We start from the raw sequence: 17,793 nt of genomic DNA on the forward strand, positions 1-17,793 counted from the left end.
CCCGGGCACGGGGCCCGGGTGCTCGCACCGCCAGCGGTCGCGGCGGCCGTGGCCGCCGCTCGCTCAGCCGGTCGCCACGGTCACCAGCAGCCGGCCGCCCTCGAGCACGTCGAGCTGGTCGCCGGGGTTGATGACCACCGTCGTGGTCGGCGACTCGATGATCGCGTGGCCGTGGACGCGGGCCCGCGGCACCAGCGAGCCTGTCGCGTAGACCGGCGTCTCGACCTTGCCCCCGTGCTCGGGGAAGTAGGCCTCGCGGTGGCCGATCAGGGCCGCCTGGCCGGCCGCCTCGGGATCGTCGGCCGGCGGTGCCTCCGGGCGGGCCACGGCGGGCGTGACGGCGAACGCCGCCAGCCGCCAGTGGAGGAACTCGACCGGGACGTCCTCCAGCGAGTACGTGAACTGCTTCTCGTGCTCGGCGTGGAAGCGGCGGACGATCTCGGCCAGGTCGTCGGGGCCGTAGCCGTCGCCGCCGGGGATCGGGATCGTCAGCTCGTGGACCTGGTTGCGGTAGCGGGCGTCGACCGACCGCTCCAGCCGGATCTGGCTCGCGTCGAAGCCGTCGTCGAGCAGCCGCTGCCGCGCCCGCTGCTCCAGCTCCGCGAACGGCCCGTCGAGCGACGCGACGTCGAGGTCGCTGGAGATCGCGTGGCGCGAGATCGTGTAGTCGTGGCGGACGTCGGTGACCGTCATCCCGAAGGCGCAGAAGGTCGACGCCTCGGCCGGGATCATCACCTTGCCCATCCCCAGCTGGCGCGCCAGCCGGGCGGCGTGGAGGCCACCGGCCCCGCCGCCGGAGACGAGCATGAAGCCGCGCGGGTCGATCCCGCGCTCGACCGAGACCGAGCGGATCCCGCCGACCATGTTGGCGTTGACCACCTCGATGATCCCCGCCGCGGCCTGCAACGGCTCCATCCCGAGCGCGTCGCCGACCCGCGAGGCGACCGCCGCCGCCGAGAGGTCGTCGCGCAGCCGCCGGCGGCCGCCGAGGAACGCCTCGGGGGCCAGGTAGCCGAGCACGACGTTGGCGTCGGTCACCGTCGGCTGCTCGCCGCCGGCGCCGTAGCAGGCCGGCCCGGGCGTGGCGCCCGCGCTCTGCGGCCCGACGCGGAGCGCGCCGCCGGCGTCGATCCAGGCGATGCTGCCGCCGCCGGCCCCGATCGAGTGGACCTCGACGCCGGAGACGCCGATCGGCTGGAACTCGACCTGGATCGCGCGGCTCATCGCCGGCCGGCCCTCGCGGATCAGGCAGACGTCGAAGCTCGTCCCGCCCATGTCGACGGTGATCACGTTGCCGCTGCCGTCGCCGCTGCGGGCCGCCGCGTCGAGGTGGTAGGCGGCCGCCGCGGGGGCCGCCGCCGGCCCCGAGTGGAGCGTGTTGACCGGCCGCTGCATGATCTCGTCGACCGACGCGCAGCCGCCGTTGATCTGCATGTACTGGGCCGGGTGCGCCAGCCGGTGGTCGCCGAGGAACGCCTCCAGCCGCTGCAGGTAGTCGCCGATCTTCGGCAGCACGTAGGCGCTCAGCACCGTCGCCGAGGTCCGCTCCCACTCGCGGATCTCGTTCAGCACGTCCTTCGAGCAGAAGACCGGGACGTCCGGCAGCTCCTCGCGCAGGATCTCGGCCGCCCGCCGCTCGTGGTCGCCGTTGACGACCGACCACAGGAAGGCGACCGCGACCGCCTTCACGTCGGCCTCGCGGAAGCGCTGCGCGGCGGCCCGGACGGCGTCCTCGTCGAGCTCGCGCAGGACCTCGCCGTCGACGTTGATCCGCTCCGGGACGCCGATCCGCAGGTAGCGGTCGACGAAGTCGGCGGGCCGCTTCAGGTGGACGTTGAAGCGCTCGGGCTTGAAGCCGTCGCGGAACAGCAGCACGTCGCGGAAGCCCTCGGTGCAGACCAGCCCGACCGGTCCGCCGTTGCGGACGATCAGGGTGTTGGTGGCGATCGTCGAGCCGTGGACGAAGGCGTCGGCCGAGGACAGCAGCTCGTCGAGCGGCATCCCCAGCTCGCCGGCCATCGCCGCCAGCCCGCGCTCGATCGCGGCCTTCGGGTCGGCCGGCGTCGAGTCCTCCTTCCAGAGCGTCACCGCGCCCTGCTCGTCGATCGCGACGAAGTCGGTGAACGTCCCGCCGATGTCGATGCCCAGTCGGTATCCCATGGGTGCTCCTTCAGACGGTCGGGTTGAGGAGGGACTCGTCGCCGGGCCGCAGCTGCTCCTGCAGCCAGGTCGACGCCGACGGCACGGTCGGCTCGACCAGCGGCCGCTCGACCAGCGCCAGCTCGGCGCGGCGGGCGACGGTGGCCGGCTCGTCGACGACCGGGTCCCAGTCGTCGGAGAGCACCACGCCGTGCAGGTCGTCGGCGGTGGCGCGGGTGATCAGGCCGTCGCGGACGTCGCGCCGGACCTGCTCGACCGGGCGGTCGATCGGGTTGCCGTAGCCGCCCCCGCCGGTCGAGACGCCGACCCGCCGCTGGCCGGGGCCGACGAGGTAGTGGCCGGTGGCGGAGACGAACGTGCGCTTGCCCGTCGCCTCGTCCTCGACGTACTGGCCGCCGCCGATCCCCATCGTGCCGCCGAGCACGCCGTGCGGCGGGTTGGCCTGGCCGTCGCCGAAGGTCACGACCTCGGCCGAACCGGCGATCGGGCGCACCGCCCAGCGGACGCCGGGCCCGCCGATCCACTCGCCGACGCCCATCGAGTCGGGCTCGATCTCCATGCTGTCGGCCAGCAGCGGGTAGAGCAGCTCCAGCTGCTCGATCACCAGCGACTTGAGGCCGCCCATCGCCGCCAGCGTGGCCAGGATCGGCCAGCCGTCGGTGCCCTTGGCCGCGCCGGCGCCGCCGCCGTTGTTGAAGAACATCGCCGCCCACGGCTCGCCGGTGCGCTCGTCGATCCCGGCCCAGTTGGGCATGTTCGCCGCCCGCGCGCCGCCGGCCACGACCTTGTCCGGCACCGCCGCCGCCATCGCCTTGTTGATGACGTCGTGCATCGTGTCCGAGGGACAGGTGGTCGCGCTCGAGGTCGCCGCGGGGTAGGCGGCGTGGCAGATCGTCCCCTCCGGCGCGTAGGCCTCGACGTGGCGGAAGCAGCCGTCGTTGTGGGGGACGTCGGGGTCGATGTAGTACATGAACGGGATCGCGGCGGCCCCCTGCGAGGTCGCGAAGGTCCCGTTGACGCCGCTCGGCGACTGCGGCCCGCTGCCGCTGTAGTCGACCCTCACGCGGTCGTCCTCGACGGTCACCGCGACCCGGATCGGGATGTCGGTGCCGTCGGCGCCGTCGCTGTCGACCCACGACTCGGCGGTGTAGACGCCGTCGGGGATCGCGCGGACCTCCTCGGCCATCCGGCGGTCGGCGTAGTCGATGATGTGGTCGACGTAGCGGACGACCTCGTCGGCCCCGTACTCGGCGACCAGCTCCTGCAGCCGCACGCGGCCCTTGCCGATCGAGCCGAGCTGGGCGAGCAGGTCGCCGTGCAGCAGGTCGCGGTAGCGGAGGTTCGTCAGGTACAGGTCGATGACGTCCTCGCGCGGGACCCCGCGGTCGTGGATCTTCAGCGGCGGGATGTGCAGCCCCTCCTGCCAGACGTCCTTCGCGCTCGGGACGATGCTCGACGGGATCACCGCCCCGACGTCGAGCTGGTGGCCCTTGGTGACCGACCAGAACAGGTGCCGACCGTCGACGAAGACCGGCTCGGCGGTGACGACGTCGCCGACGTGGGTGTTGCCGCGGTAGGGCGCGTTGCACATGAAGACGTCGCCCTCGTGGACGTCGCCCTCGAACGCGGCGGCGATCTCCTCGAGCACCAGGTGCATCGAGGTGGTGTGGATCGGCAGCGCGTCGAACATGCAGATCTGCCGCGGCCGCGCGTCGTAGATCGCGCAGGAGTAGTCGCGCGCCAGCGCCAGGATCGACGTCCAGGCCGTGTACTCCAGGGTCAGCGTCATCTCGTGCGCGATGCTCGAGAAGCGGCTGAGCAGGACGCTGAACGTGATCGGGTCGTAGCCCGCCGTCTCCCCCGGGCCGCCGCGTTCGGCGACGGCCCCCTCCGTCCTCTCCATGGACGCTCCTTTCGTGGCCCCTTGCCGGCCGGTCGCTCAGGAAGTGGCGGCAATCTAGGAGCCGGTCGGGCGCCCGGGCAATGCGTGCCCGGCACAAAGGCCGGCCGCGGGCTTGTCCCCCGGCAGGGCCGGCCCGCCGGCGGCGGTCCGCGGGCCGCGTCCCTCAGCGGGCGGCGGCGGCCAGCCGCTCGGCGACCATCGCGCGCGCCGTGGCGCCCGGCGCGACGCCGTCCTCGGCGGCCCGCGCCAGCACTTCGCGCATCCGGGCGGCGGCCCGCGCGACGGCGGCCGGGGTCGAGGCCGGGTCGCCGCCGGGCCGCTCCTGGGCGACGGCGATCAGGCCGCCGCAGTTGGCCAGCACGTCGGGCACCCAGACGATCCCGCGCTCGTGCAGCAGCGTCTCGACGGCCGGGTCGGCGAGCTGGTTGTTGGCCGCCCCGCAGACGACCGAGCAGCGGAGCGCGTCGACCAGCTCGGCGCCGACCATCGCCCCGGTCGCGCAGGGGGCGAGCACGTCGCCGGCGCGGGCCACGACCTCGTCGAGCCCGGAGGCCGGCCGCACGTGGCCGGAGGCGGCCAGCGCCGCGACCCGCTGCGGATCGACGTCGCAGGCCCAGACCTCGGCCCCGGCCTCGGCCAGCCGCACGGCGACCGCCGCCCCGACCTTGCCGAGCCCGACCACGCCGACCGCGCGGCCGGCCGGATCCTCGCTGCCGGTCGCCGCGCCGAGGCCGGCGCGGATCCCCTCGACGACCGTCTCCGCGGTCACCGGCGAGGGGTCGCCGACGCCGCCCGCGGCCGGCGAGCGGCCGACCACCCAGGCGGTCCCGCGGGCCAGCCGGTCCATGTCGGCGGTGGTGGTGCCGATGTCCTCGGCGGTGATGTAGCGGCCGCCCAGCTCCTCCAGCACCGCGGCCAGCGCGTCGAGCCGGGCCGGCCAGGCCGCCTCGTCGCCGTCGTCGAGCACGACCGCCTTGCCGCCGCCGAGGTCGAGCCCGGCCAGCGCCGCCTTGTCGGTCATCGCCGCGCTCAGCCGCAGCACGTCGACCAACGCCTCGGGCGTGCCGCCGGGGTAGTGCCGGCGGCGGAGGCCACCGAGCGCCGGGCCGAGCACCGTCGAGTGGACGGCGACGATCGCCCGCAGCCCGCTGGCCGGGTCGTGGACGTGGACGACCCGCTCGTGATCGACCCGTTCCGGCAGCCGCGGTCCGCGTTCGTGGGGCGGTTCGACCAGGGCCGCCGTGGCGATGGCCGGGTCGTCGTGGCGCTGCATCTGGCTCCTGCCTCCCGTTCGCGGAAGCGCCGGCGGGTACGCCGTGCGCTCTGTGCGTCCATCACAGCAGCCACTCTTGGTCAGGTCAAGTTACCAAGCGCGCTCCGGGGTCAACCTCCGGCCGGGAGCGGTCTATGCTCAACCCGGTGTTCCAGCCGGTTCAGACGCGTCGCACGTTCGAGGAGGCGGTGACGCAGATCACCGACAGCATCGCCCACGGCGAGCTGCGCGAGGGCGACCGCCTGCCCTCGGAGCGTGACCTGGCCGCCCAGATGCAGATCAGCCGCCCGACCCTCCGCGAGGCGATCCGGGTGCTCGCCGACGCCGGCGTGGTCGCGGTCACCCCCGGCCCCGGCGGCGGCATGACGGTGGCCAGCGAGTACGTCCCGCGCGAGCTGGTGATGCGCGGATCGCGGATGCGGCTGTCGGAGATCCCCGGCGTGCTCGAGGCCCGCCGGCTGGTCGAGCCGCGGGTCGCCCAGCTCGCCGCCGCGCGCGCCAACGACGAGGACCTCAGCCGGCTGGAGCGGCTGCTGGTGCAGCAGCGCGAGCTCGTCGGACGCGGCCGGATCGCCGCCGAGGAGGACCGCTTCCTCCAGCTCGACACCCGCTTCCACCTGGCGATCGCGCGCGCCTCGGGCAACACCACGGTGATCTCGCTGATGCGCACGATCCTGCGCCGGCTGGAGATCGCGCGCGACATGGCGCTGCACGTCCCGCTGGTCCCCGACTGGACGCTCGACATCCACGAGCGGACGCTGGCGGCGATCGGCAACGGCGACCTCGACGCGGTCGACCAGGTGATGGACGAGCACCTGGCCAAGGTCGAGCAGACCTGGGAGCAGGAGACCGGCCGCACGCTGCTGCGGCGGACGCCCGACTTCCTACTGCCGCTCCAGCGCGACGAGTAGCCCGCGCGGGACGACTCCCGCCGCCGCGGTCCGCGGAACCCCGCCCCTCGGAGCGCCGACAGGCGGACCTCCGCGCATCGCCCCCCGCGCGTCGGGTCGGCAGCGGCGATCGCCCCGGCCGGGGCCGGCGCTGCGCTGACATGGGGGCATGGGCCGCATGGCTCCCCCGGTGACGACGACCCGCGGCGAGCGCCGATCGAGCTGGCGCACGACCGCCCATCGGTTGCCAACCCTCCCCAGCGCTGGTTAGAGTTGTTGACCATGAGGGAGATGCTGCCGCCCGGGGGCGGGGCCGAGTCCACCGTCGCCGGCTTCCGCTTGGAGGATCGCTACACCGCCGCCGCGGGTCGCGTCCACCTGACCGGCATCCAGGCCCTGATCCGCGGGGTCGTCGACACCCTCCGCGCCGACCGCGCGGCCGGCCAGCGGACGGGCGGCTACGTCTCCGGCTACCAGGGCTCGCCGCTCGGCAGCGTCGACAAGGAGGCGATCCGCGCCAGCCGCGAGCTGCCCGAGCTCGACCTGCACTTCCAGCCCGGGCTCAACGAGGAGCTGGGCGCGACCGCGGTCTGGGGCAGCCAGCTGGCCCCCGAGCGGCGCGGGGCGCGGGTCGACGGCGTGCTCGGCGTCTGGTTCGGCAAGGCCCCCGGCCTCGACCGCGCGACCGACGCGATCCGCCACGGCAACGTGATCGGCACCCACCCGCTCGGTGGCGTGGTGGCGCTGGTCGGCGACGACCCGGCCTCGAAGTCCTCGACCCTGCCCTCCGCCTCCGAGGCGACGCTGGCCGCGATCCAGGTCCCGATCCTCTACCCCGGCAACGTCCAGGAGGCGGTCGACCTGGTCCGCCACGCCGCCGCGCTCTCGCGCGCCAGCGGGCTGTGGGCCGCCGTCAAGGTGGTGACCGCCGTCGCCGACGCCCACGGCACGCTGCGGGTCTCGCCCGAGCGGGTCCGGCCGCAGCGGCCCGAGCGGCCCTGGCCCGGCCACGGCGCCGGGCCCTACCGCCACCAGCCGAACGCCCGGATCCTGCCGCCGGGCAACCTCGACATGGAGCGCTCGCTGGCCGAGGTGCGGCTGCCGCTGGCCGTCGACTACCTGCGCGCCAACGGCCTCAACGTCGTCCACGGCTGCCGCGACGGGCGGGCCGCGCTCGGGATCGTCGCCGCCGGCCGCACCTGGCACGACCTGGTCCAGATGCTCCACGACGTCGGGCTCGACGAGCGGCGGCTGGCCGACGCCGGCGTCCGGCTGCTCCAGGTCCGCGCCCCCTGGCCGGCCGACCGCGAGGGCCTGCGGGCGTTCGCCGACGGGCTCGACGAGGTGGTCGTCGTCGAGGAGAAGCACGCCTTCCTGGAGACCCAGCTGCGTGACGCGCTCTACGGCCGCCCCGGCGCGCCGCGGATCGTCGGCGAGCGCGACGAGCACGACCGGCCGCTGGTCCCGGTCGTCGGCGAGCTGAACGCCGACCTGATCCTCGAGGCGCTGGCCCCGCGGCTGCGCGAGCGGCTGAGCGAGGACGAGGCGGCCCGGATCGACGCCCGCCGCGACGCGCTCCGCCGGCGCCCGGCCGGCGGCGTCGCGATCACGCTGCCGATGGCCGGCGCCGCCCCCTCCCCCGCCCGGACCCCCTTCTTCTGCTCCGGCTGTCCCCACAACACGTCGCTCAAGGCACCCGACGGGACCGTCGTCGGGGCCGGGATCGGCTGCCACGTGATGGCGCTGATCGACGACGCCGGCAAGGGCGAGGTGACCGGCTCGACCCAGATGGGCGGCGAGGGCGCGCAGTGGGTCGGGATGGCCCCGTTCGTCGACCTCGACGACGCCTTCGTCCAGAACGTCGGCGACGGCACCTTCGCCCACAGCGGCTCACTGGCCCTGCGGTTCGCCGTCGCCAGCGGCCAGCGGATGGTCTACCGGCTGCTCTACAACGACGCGGTCGCGATGACCGGCGGCCAGGCGATCGAGGGCGGGATGACCGTCCCGGCCCTGACCCGGCTGCTGGAGGCCGAGGGCGTGCAGCGGACGATCGTCACCACCGAGCGGCTGGAGGAGTACCGCGGCGTCGAGCTGGCCGCCAACGCCGAGGTCCGCGACCGTGACCGGGTCGACGAGTCGCTGGCCGAGCTGCGGGCGCTCGACGGGGTCACGGTGCTGCTCCACGACCAGCGCTGCGCGGCCGAGAAGCGGCGGCTGCGGCGGCGTGGCCAGCTCGAGCGACCGGCCGAGCGGGCGATGATCAACGAGCGGGTCTGCGAGGGCTGCGGCGACTGCGGCCGCAAGTCCTCCTGCCTCTCGGTCCAGCCCGTCGACACCGAGCTGGGCCGCAAGACGCGGATCCACCAGTCCTCCTGCAACGTCGACCTCTCCTGCCTGCAGGGCGAGTGCCCGAGCTTCGTCACCGTCGTCCCCGCCGACCGCCGCCGCGGCCTCGGCGGCTGGTGGGCGCGGCGGCAGCTGGCGCGGGCCGCGGCCGGCGCCGAGGCGGCCCCGCGCCCGAGCGCGCCCGACGACCTGCCGGCGCCGCCGTGGGCCGGCGGCCCCGACGCCCGCGAGTTCACCGTCCGGATGTGCGGGATCGGCGGCACCGGCGTGGTCACCGTCAGCCACCTGCTCGGCGTCGCCGCGCTGCTCGAGGGCCGCGAGGCGATCGGGCTCGACCAGACCGGGCTCTCGCAGAAGGGCGGCAACGTCATCAGCGACGTCCGGATCGGCGACCACACGATCGTCGGCGGTCCCCGCGCCTCGGCCCGGACGCTCGACGCGCTGCTGGCCTTCGACCTGCTCGGCGCGACCAACGCCGTCCAGCTGGCCGGCGCCGATCCCGAGCGGACCTTCGCCGTGCTCTCGACCAGCGAGGTCCCGACCGGCGAGCAGGTCGTCGACCCGCACGCCGCGGTCCACCACAGCGGACCGCTGGCCGACCGGGTCCGGGCCCGCTCGCGCGAGGCGCTGGCGCTCGACGCGGTCGCGATCGCCGAGGCGCTGGTCGGCGACCACCTGGCGGCCAACGTGGTCGTCCTCGGGGCCGCGGTCCAGGCCGGCGCGGTGCCGCTGCGGCCGGCCTCGATCGAGCGGGCGATCACGTTGGGCGGGGTCGCGGTCGACGCCAACGTCGCCGCCTTCCGCTGGGGCCGGGCCGCCGTCGCCCGCCCCGACGCACTGCGGGCCGCGCTCCACGCCACCGGCGTCGACCGGCCGCTGGCGATGGACCTGCCGGGCGCCGACCCGCTGGCCCTGCCGACCGCGGAGACGCCGCTGCGGGTCGACCACCACCGTCCCGCCGGCGACGGCGACCGCGACGAGCGCCGGATCGCCGCGCTGCCGGCGGCGCTGCGCGCCCAGCTCGACGCGCTGGCCGCGCCCGGCGACGCCGCCACCGCCGCGCTCCGCCACGTGCTGGCGGTGCGGACGCCGGAGCTGGTCGCCTACCAGGACCAGCGGCTGGCCGAGCGCTACCTGCGCGAGGTCGCCGAGGTGGCCGCGGTCGAGGCCGACCGGGCGCCCGGCTCGACCGCGATCCGGGTCGCCTTCGCCCGCGGGCTCCACCACCTGCTGGCCGCCAAGGACGAGTACGAGATCGCGCGGCTGCACCTGGATCCCGACGAGCAGGAGCGGATCCGGCGCGAGTTCGGGCCCGGGGCGCGGGTCCGGATCCAGCTCGACCCGCCCCAGCTGCGCCGCTTCCACGACGGCAAGATCGGGCTCGGCAGCTGGATCCGGCCGAGCATGCGGGCGCTCTACCGGGCGCGGCGGCTGCGCGGGACCGCGCTCGACCCGTTCGGGCGGACGGAGGTCCGGCGGACCGACCGGGCGCTGCCGGGCGAGTACCGGACGCTGGTCGACCGGGCGCTGCGGCGGCTGCGGCCGGCGACGGCCGAGCGGATCGCGGCGGTCGCGGCCCTGGCCGAGACGGTCCGCGGCTACGAGCAGGTGCGGCTGGACGCCGTCGCGCGCTTCCGCGAGGCCGGCGCCGCCGCCCTCGCCGAGCTGGAGGCGACGGACGCGCCGGCGCCCGTCGCCGCCGACTGAGCGGCCGCGATCAGCGGAGGGTCCGGAAGACGTCCCAGACCGGGTACGGCTCGCCGGTCGCGCTGAAGAGGCCGCTGGCGAAGTTGTCGTCGGGGTTCGACGGGTCGCGCAGCAGGTACCAGATGAACGACTTGATCCCGGCCTTCTTGGCCGCGTTCCAGGCCTGCCGCGTGTAGGTGGCGGCCAGCTTCGGATCGGTCCGGTTCGGCTCCTTCGAGCGGTAGGCGAACTCGGTGATGTGGACGTTGCGCGAGGCCTTGACGGTGATCTTCTTGGCCGCCGCCAGCTTGCGGATCTGGCTGACCGCCTGGTTCAGGTTGCCGTGGACCCAGGCGTCCTTGTTCTTGTTCGCGCGCAGCGGCGAGCCGGTGAAGTCGTAGGTGTGGAGCGTGATGCCGTCGGCCAGCAGCTTGGTGCTGCGGCAGCTCTTGGAGCGGTTCTGCGGCCGGTAGGCGCTGTTCAGGCACAGCGCCTTGCGGAAGAACGCGCCCGGGTTGGTCGACTTGCTGTTGTTGTTGCGGACGTTCGGCGCCGCCTCGCCGGCCAGGATCGGGACGCCGGGGTCGGCGCTGCGGATCGCCCGGTAGGTGCGGTTGGAGAGCGTCACCCACTCGCGCGCCTGGGCCTGCGGCCAGGTGGTCGCGTAGTTCGGCTCGTTCCAGGTCAGGTAGCCGGCGATCGGCAGGTCGGAGAGGCCCTTGGCCAGCGACCCGGCGAAGCGCACGTAGGCCAGCTGGGTGGCGGCGTCGACCCGGAAGCTGCGCGGCTGGCCGCGGCCGATCCCCTGGTAGATGCCGACCAGCAGCTTGGCGCCCTTGGCCTGGCCCTCGGTGACCGCTCGCCGCAGCCGCAGCAGGGTGTCCTCGGGCACCGTCTCGGCCCCGATCGGCCACCGCGGCACCACCCGCACCGTCTTCGCCCGCGCCTGCTCGACCGCGGTCCAGAAGGCCTGGCGGTCGGCGGGGTCGTCGGACAGCATCAGCCGGTCGTCCTCGATCCCCTTGACCATCGCGGCCGAGGCGGGCGCGGCGGCGCCGAGCAGGGCGGCGGCGATCGCCGCGGCGGTGAGCAGGGATGAGCGCATCGAGAGGTCCTCCAGGGATCGAGACCGGACGCGACCGACCCAGCCGCGCGCGGCGGATCCTACGGGCTCCGTCAGCGCGAACGCGCCAGGCGGACGGACGGTGGACGGTGCCGGCTAGTGCGTGATGCCGACGATCGCGGCGCAGTCCCAGTTGCTGGCGCCGGCGCCGCCGTTCCAGAGCTTCGCCGCCAGCCGGTCCTGCTCGGCCTTCGACGCCTGGTAGGCGTGCGGCGTGCTGCCGCCGAGCCCACGCCAGGTCTGGGGCATGAACTGGTAGTAGCCCGAGGCGCCGGCGCTGTTCGGCGGCACGTTCTGGCCGCCGGACTCGCACTGGACGATCGGCCACGGGATCGCCCACGGGCCGCCCGAGGACTGGCCGCCACCCCCGCCCCCGCCGCTGCGGGCGGTCGCCGCCGGGGCGCTGAACTGGCGCGCGGCGCGGGCCTGCTCGGCTTCCAGACGGGTGAGCGTGCGCTCGGCCCGGCGGCGGCTGGCGCGGGTGTCGGCCAGCGCGGCCAGCCGCGCGTCGCGGGCCTGGGCGAGCGCCGACCGGCGCTGCTCGAGGCCGGCGGTCATCGAGGCCATCGCGTCGCGCTGACGGCTGACGATCGCCGCCTGCCGCTGCTGGCCGCTGCGCAGCTTCTGCAGCCGGCCCTCGTCGCGGATCGCGTCGGTGCGGGCGCGGCGGACGGCGGTCACGATCGCGGTGTCGCGGCGCTGGACCCGCTTCAGGAAGGACAGCCGCTCCAGCAGGTCGGAGAAGCCCTTGCTGCTGAGGACCAGGTCGACGACGTCGGGCTTCTCGTAGGCGTAGCGGGCCCGCAGCACCTCGGCCAGGATCTGGCGCCCCTCGGCCAGCCGCCGGTGCAGCCGCACGAGCCGGGCGCGGGTCGCGCGCAGGTCGCTGGTGGTGGTGGCCAGCCGCTGCTGGGCGGCGTCGTAGTCGTGCTGGACGTCGGCCAGCCGCGATTGGGCGACGGCGACGGCCTTCGCGGCGCCCTGCTCGAGCGCGCCGAGCTTGGCCGCGGTCGAGGAGAGCCGCTGCTCGGTCCCCCGCTGGCGGTCGATCTGCTGCCGCAGCGCGCCGCTGCTCTGGGCGCCCGGGGCCAGGTGCGGCCGCAGCGCGAGCAGGGTCAGGGCGAGCAGCGCGACCACGGCGAGCGCGCCCACGGGGCGTCGAAGGACGGAGGTTCGGAGCATCGGGTGGGCGGTCCGAGACGGCAATCGGCCCGCGCGGCAGACGACGTTACGGACACCCGCCGCCGCTGCCGAGCGCTGCACGACATCGTGCGGGCAGCGTCCACATCGGCCGCTCGCCGCGCCGGCCGGTGGGTTGTGACGTTCCGGTCTGTCAGTGACCGAAACGTCGCAGCCGGAGAGCGGAGGGTCGGCGGAGGTCGGCGCCCGCCGCCCGGGCCGCCCGCCGCTCACCCGTGACGGACGCCGCGCCGGCGCAGCGCCAGCTCCAGCCGGAAGCGGCCGTCGGGCTCGTCGAGCGCCGGGCCCAGCACCTCGCGCAGCCGCGCCACCCGGTAGCGGACGGTCTGCGGGTGCAGGTGCAGGTCCTCCGCCATCCGCGGTCCGTGGCCGCGGTGGTCGAGCCAGGCCCGCAGCGTCTCCAGCTGGCGAGCGCGGCGGCCGGGCGGCAGCGCGTCGAGCGGGGCCAGCACCTGGTCGGCCAGCTCGGCCGAGGCGCCGGCGTCGGCGTGCAGCACCAGCGCCTCCAGGTGGTCGCTGGCCCGCAGCGGCAGCGTCGCCCCCGGCAGCCGGCCGTCGGCATGCAGCGCCAGCACCGCCCGCGCCCGCCGGTGCGAGCGGGCGACCGCCTCCCACGCGACCGTCGGCCCGATCGCCGCCGGCCGCCCGGCGAGCGCGGCGGCGACCCGGTCGAGCGTGCCCGAGGCCGGCACCAGCCCGACGACCGCGCCGTCGCGGACCGAGGCGGCGATCTGGGGGTCGATCCGCAGCAGGTCGCCGGGACCGTCGCCGTCGGGGACCACCACCACCGCGACCGCGCCCGGCGGTGTCCAGCCCAGCTCGCGGGCGGCGGCGGTGACGTCGATCTCGTCGGCCGGCGGCTCGGCGATCGCCAGCCGGACCAGCGCGTCGCGAGCCCGCTGGGTGGCGCCGGCCCGCAGCGACTGCTCCTGGGCCCAGCCGGCGACGGCCAGCGCCGAGAGCCGGTGGATGTAGGCGAAGATCGCCTCGCCGAGGGCGATCAGCGCGTCCTGCTCGGCGCCGTGCTCGCGGGCGCTGTCGCCGAACCGCCGCCAAGCGACCCGCGCCCCGCAGCGGAAGGCGGCCTGGAGCGCGTCGACGGTGCGGCCGGCCCGAACCTCGCCGCGGCCCAGCTCGAAGATCACCTGGGTCCCCGCCGCCGGCCGCTCGGGGTCCTCGATCAGGCCGACGAACTCGCCCAGCGACAGCTCGACGCCGCGGCGGACGGTGCGACCGAAGCTGCCGCCGAAGGGCCGCCGGTACTCGTCGACCTCGGCCCGGATCACCTCGACGACCTCGTCGGCGACCGCCGGCAGGATCGGCCGCAGGACCGCGGTCAGGTCGGACGGGACCGCGGCCAGCCGGGTCCGCGCCTCGCGCTCCTCCCGTTCAACGCCCGCCTCGGTCACCAACCGATCTTGACACGATCCGCTGAAGCTCCGGCACGAATCCGCGACGAGGACCCGACGGCCAGGCGCCGTTTCATCGCGGAACGAGCAAGACCGGCGACGTCGAATCGCGGTCTCGTCCGTCGTCGCGGGGCGAGGCCGCGTTCGGCCGTCGGGGCGACGTCGGATCGTGGTCTGATGCGGGCGGGCGGCCCGAGCGGGCGATTGGTCGGCGGGGCGACGTCGGATCGTGGTCTGGCGCGGGGCGGGCGGCCCGAGCGGGCGATTGGTCGACGGGCGACGCCGAATCGCGGTCTCGCTCGTCGCCGGAGGGCGAGATCGCGTTCGGCCGTCGGGGCGGCGCCGAATCGCGGTCTGGCGCGGGGCAGGCGGCCCGAGCGGGCGATTGGTCGGCGGACGACGCCGAATCGCGGTCTCACCCGTCGCCGGAGGGCGAGACCGCGTTCGACCGGCGGGGCGACGTCGAATCGCGGTCTCGCGCAAGCGGCGGCCCGCGAGAGTGCGATTCGACGTCGACGTCGGCCGCCCGCCCCCCCCCCGCCTACAGCCCGACGATCACCGACTTGGTCTCCAGGTAGTTGTTCAGGACCTCCTCGCCCATCTCCCGACCCCAGCCGCTCTGCTTGTAGCCGCCGAAGGGCAGCTCGGCGCTGAACACGTGGTACGTGTTGACGTGGACGGTGCCGGCCTTGATCCGCTTCGCCAGCCGGTGGGCCTTCGAGATGTCGCGGGTCCAGATCCCGGCCGCCAGCCCGTAGTGGGAGTCGTTGGCCTGGCGGGCCAGGTCGTCGACGTCGCTGAAGGGCAGGGCCGCGATCACCGGCCCGAAGACCTCCTCGCGGACGATCGCGTGGCTGGCGTCGGCACCCGTGATCACCGTCGGCTCGACGTAGTAGCCGGGACGGTCGATCGCGTTGCCGCCGGCGACCGGGCTGGCGCCCTGCTCCTGGCCGACCTTCAGGTAGCCGGTCACGCGCTCGAACTGCTCCTGCGAGACCAGCGGGCCCATCTCGGTCTCGGCGTCGAGGCCATAGCCGACCTTGATCGCCTTCGCCGCCTGCGAGACGCCCTCGACCACCCGGTCGAACTGGTCCTGCTGGACGTAGAGCCGCGAGCCGGCCGAGCAGACCTCGCCCTGGTTGAAGAAGATCCCCTGGGCGGCGCCGGCGATCGCGGCGTCGACGTCGGCGTCGGAGAAGACGACGTTCGGCGACTTGCCGCCCAGCTCCAGCGAGACCCGCTTGAGGTTGCCGGTCGCCGCGCGGGCGATCAGCTTGCCGACCTCGGTCGAGCCGGTGAACGCGACCTTGTCGACGTCGGGGTGCTCGGCCAGCCGCGCGCCGGCGGTCTCGCCGTAGCCCGGGACGATGTTGACCACGCCGGCGGGGACGCCCGCCTCGAGCAGCAGCTCGCCGAGCCGCAGCGCCGACAGCGGAGTCTGCTCGGCCGGCTTCAGGACCACCGTGTTGCCGGTCGTCAGCGCCGGGCCGAGCTTCCAGGCCGCCATCAGCAGCGGGAAGTTCCAGGGAATGATCTGGCCGACGACGCCGAGCGGCTCGCGCAGCGTGTAGGCGTGGAACTCGGTGTCGGCCGGGACGTAGGGCACCGACGGGGTGACCGTGCCGCCCTTGAGCTTCGTCGCCCAGCCGGCCATGTACCAGAAGAGGTCGGCGGCGAGCGCGACGTCGGCGGCCTGAGCAACGGCCTTCGGCTTGCCGTTGTCGAGCGAGTCGAGCTCGGCCAGCTCCTCGGCGTTCTCGGCGATCAGGTCGCCGATCCGGTGGATGATCCGGCCCCGCTCCGAGGGGCTGATCCGCGACCACGGACCCTCGAAGGCGCGGCGGGCGGCGGCGACGGCGCGGTCGATGTCCTCCGCCCCGCCCTCGGCGACGACGGCCAGCACCTGGCCGGTGCCGGGGTCGATCGTCTCGAAGGTCTTGCCCGAGGCCGCGTCGACCAACTGGCCGTCGATCAGCAGCTGCTTGGTGCCCTGGAGGAAGCCGGCGGCGGCGCTCGCGGTCGGCGTGTCGATGGTGGTGGCCATGGTGGCGGTCCGTTCCTTCGCTCGGGATCTCCCGGCACCGTGCCGGGTCGGTGACGCGAACGTACGCCCGCGCCCGTTGCCCCGACGTTGCCGGCAGCGAGCGGCAACGCGCCAACTACGGGCGACGGCGGTCGAACCAGCGCCGCGCGGCCGACTTCCCCGCGAGCGCCCGCGCGCGAGCGCGTAGTCTCGGATCCGGAGAGAGTCCATGCCGAGGACCGCGATCGACCCGTGGGCCGCGTTCGACGCCGCCACCGACCCGCTGCGCCACGCGCTCCGGCTCGCGCGCCTGAACGAGACCGCCCGCTCCGGCCAGCGGGTCGCCGACGCGGTCCGCTCGGTGATCGACCGCTCGTGGCAACGCTCGGCGGCCGCCGGGGTCGACCCCTCGGGCGACCGCGCCCCGGTCCCGCTCGACGGCGACGCGCTCGAGCTGCGGCGGATCGCCCATCCGCTGGCCCCCGTCAGCGGGATCCTGGGGCGGGTGCTGCGGCAGCTCTCGGCCAACGGGCCGCACGTGCTGGCGCTGAGCGACGGCAGCGGGCTGCTGCTGTGGGTCGACGGCGCGGACGCGACGATCGAGCGGGCCAGCGACGAGATGGGCTTCGCCGCCGGCGCCGACTGGAGCGAGCGGGCCGCCGGCACCAACGCCGTCGGGACCGCGCTGGCCGAGGACCACGCGGTCCAGATCTTCAGCGCCGAGCACTTCCGGCCCGCGGTCCACGGCTGGACCTGCTCGGCGGCCCCGATCCACGACCCCGAGACCGGCGAGGTGCTCGGGGTGCTCGACGCGACCGCCGACCTGCGGACCGTCGACCCGCGGACGCTGCCGTTCCTGGCCGGCGCCGCGCGCGCCGCCGAGGAGGCCCTGCGCGCCCGTGCCCGGCGACGCGACGCGCGACTGCTGGAGCAGGCCCGCCAGCGCCCGGCGGGGGCGCCGGCGCCGGTTCTGGCCCTGAGCCCGCGCGGGCGAGTGATCGACCTCGAGGGCGGCGCCGGGCGGCCCGGCGACGAGGCCCGCGACGGGCGCTGGCGGCTGCCGGTCCCGGGACCGGAGGGCGGCGAGCTGCTGCTACCCGACGGCCGCACCGGGCACGCGGTGGCGGTCGGCGACGCCGGCTTCCTCGTCTATCCGACGGAGCGCCCGAGCCGGCCGCGGCCGCGGATCGCCCTCCAGCTGCTGGGGACCGCCAGCCCGCTGGCCGGGATCGGCACGCCGAGCCCGGTCCACGGCGCCGCCCCCAGTCATGTTCCGCTCAGCCGCAGCCACGCCGAGCTGCTGGCGCTGCTGGTCGCCCACCGCGACGGCCTCAGCGCCGAGCGGCTGGCCGTGCTGCTGCACGGCGACCAGGCCAACGACAGCACCGCCCGGGCTGCCTGCTCGCGGCTGCGGTCGCGGCTGCCGGGGGCGGTCCTGACCCGGCCCTACCGGCTGGCCCCGGGCGTCGCCAGCGACCTCGACGACGTCCGCACGCGGCTGGCGGAGGGCGACCTGGTCGGGGCCGTCGCGGCCTACCGCGGGCCGCTGCTGCCCGACAGCCGGGCGCCCGGGGTCCGCGACGTCGCCGACGCGCTCCACGCCGAGCTGCGCGGGGCGCTGCTGGAGGCCGGCGACGCCGAGGCGCTGGCCGCCTGGTGCGCCCGCCCCCACGGCTCCGACGACCTGCGGGCGGCCGAGGCGCTGGTGCGGGCGCTGCCGCCCGGCGACCCGCGGCGCGGCGCCGCCGCCGGTCGGATCGCCGCCCTCCGCCGCCGGCTC

At 75.6% G+C, this 17,793-nt stretch carries 10 protein-coding genes; 3 read left to right on the top strand and 7 right to left on the bottom strand.

What is annotated here, in order from left to right:
* Positions 1–63 precede the first annotated feature (63 nt).
* From SH587_RS11910 to SH587_RS11920, 3 genes are all read right to left on the bottom strand, one after another.
* Complete coding sequence (locus tag SH587_RS11910) at positions 64–2,160, bottom strand: hydantoinase/oxoprolinase family protein (protein WP_320670833.1); 2,097 nt, start codon at positions 2,158–2,160, stop codon at positions 64–66.
* Positions 2,161–2,170: 10 nt separating this feature from the next.
* Positions 2,171–4,063 (bottom strand): hydantoinase B/oxoprolinase family protein, encoded by a 1,893-nt coding sequence (locus tag SH587_RS11915; RefSeq protein ID WP_320670834.1) that lies wholly within the window; start codon positions 4,061–4,063, stop codon positions 2,171–2,173.
* A gap of 163 nt (positions 4,064–4,226) precedes the next feature.
* A complete protein-coding gene (locus SH587_RS11920) occupies positions 4,227–5,336 on the bottom strand; it encodes a Glu/Leu/Phe/Val dehydrogenase dimerization domain-containing protein (protein ID WP_320670835.1) in 1,110 nt (369 codons plus the stop codon).
* 146 nt (positions 5,337–5,482) lie between these two features.
* Here SH587_RS11920 and SH587_RS11925 point away from each other — a divergent pair, with 146 nt between their 5' ends.
* Entirely contained in the window at positions 5,483–6,247 is a 765-nt protein-coding gene (locus SH587_RS11925) for a FadR/GntR family transcriptional regulator (RefSeq protein ID WP_320670836.1), read from the top strand.
* Positions 6,248–6,508: 261 nt separating this feature from the next.
* Entirely contained in the window at positions 6,509–10,279 is a 3,771-nt protein-coding gene (locus SH587_RS11930) for an indolepyruvate ferredoxin oxidoreductase family protein (protein WP_320670837.1), read from the top strand.
* A 10-nt stretch (positions 10,280–10,289) separates the two neighbouring features.
* Here the strand turns inward: SH587_RS11930 and SH587_RS11935 are convergent, their stop codons facing one another.
* From SH587_RS11935 to SH587_RS11950, 4 genes are all read right to left on the bottom strand, one after another.
* On the bottom strand, positions 10,290–11,363 hold the full coding sequence (locus tag SH587_RS11935; RefSeq protein WP_320670838.1) for a cellulase family glycosylhydrolase: 1,074 nt from the start codon (positions 11,361–11,363) through the stop codon (positions 10,290–10,292).
* 114 nt (positions 11,364–11,477) lie between these two features.
* On the bottom strand, positions 11,478–12,533 hold the full coding sequence (locus SH587_RS11940; protein ID WP_320670839.1) for a transglycosylase family protein: 1,056 nt from the start codon (positions 12,531–12,533) through the stop codon (positions 11,478–11,480).
* A gap of 257 nt (positions 12,534–12,790) precedes the next feature.
* On the bottom strand, positions 12,791–13,990 hold the full coding sequence (locus SH587_RS11945) for a PucR family transcriptional regulator (RefSeq protein WP_320670840.1): 1,200 nt from the start codon (positions 13,988–13,990) through the stop codon (positions 12,791–12,793).
* Positions 13,991–14,531: 541 nt separating this feature from the next.
* Positions 14,532–16,034, bottom strand: a complete 1,503-nt coding sequence (locus tag SH587_RS11950; protein WP_320670841.1) for an aldehyde dehydrogenase family protein — start codon at positions 16,032–16,034, stop codon at positions 14,532–14,534.
* A gap of 208 nt (positions 16,035–16,242) precedes the next feature.
* On the opposite strand from SH587_RS11950, the gene SH587_RS11955 reads away from it, so the two are divergent.
* The coding region (locus SH587_RS11955; protein WP_320670842.1) for a GAF domain-containing protein at positions 16,243–17,793 on the top strand (1,551 nt) is incomplete at its 3' end.

This window comes from Patulibacter defluvii (genome assembly GCF_034096925.1).
In the GTDB taxonomy this organism is placed as follows: Bacteria; Actinomycetota; Thermoleophilia; order Solirubrobacterales; family Solirubrobacteraceae; genus Patulibacter; species Patulibacter defluvii.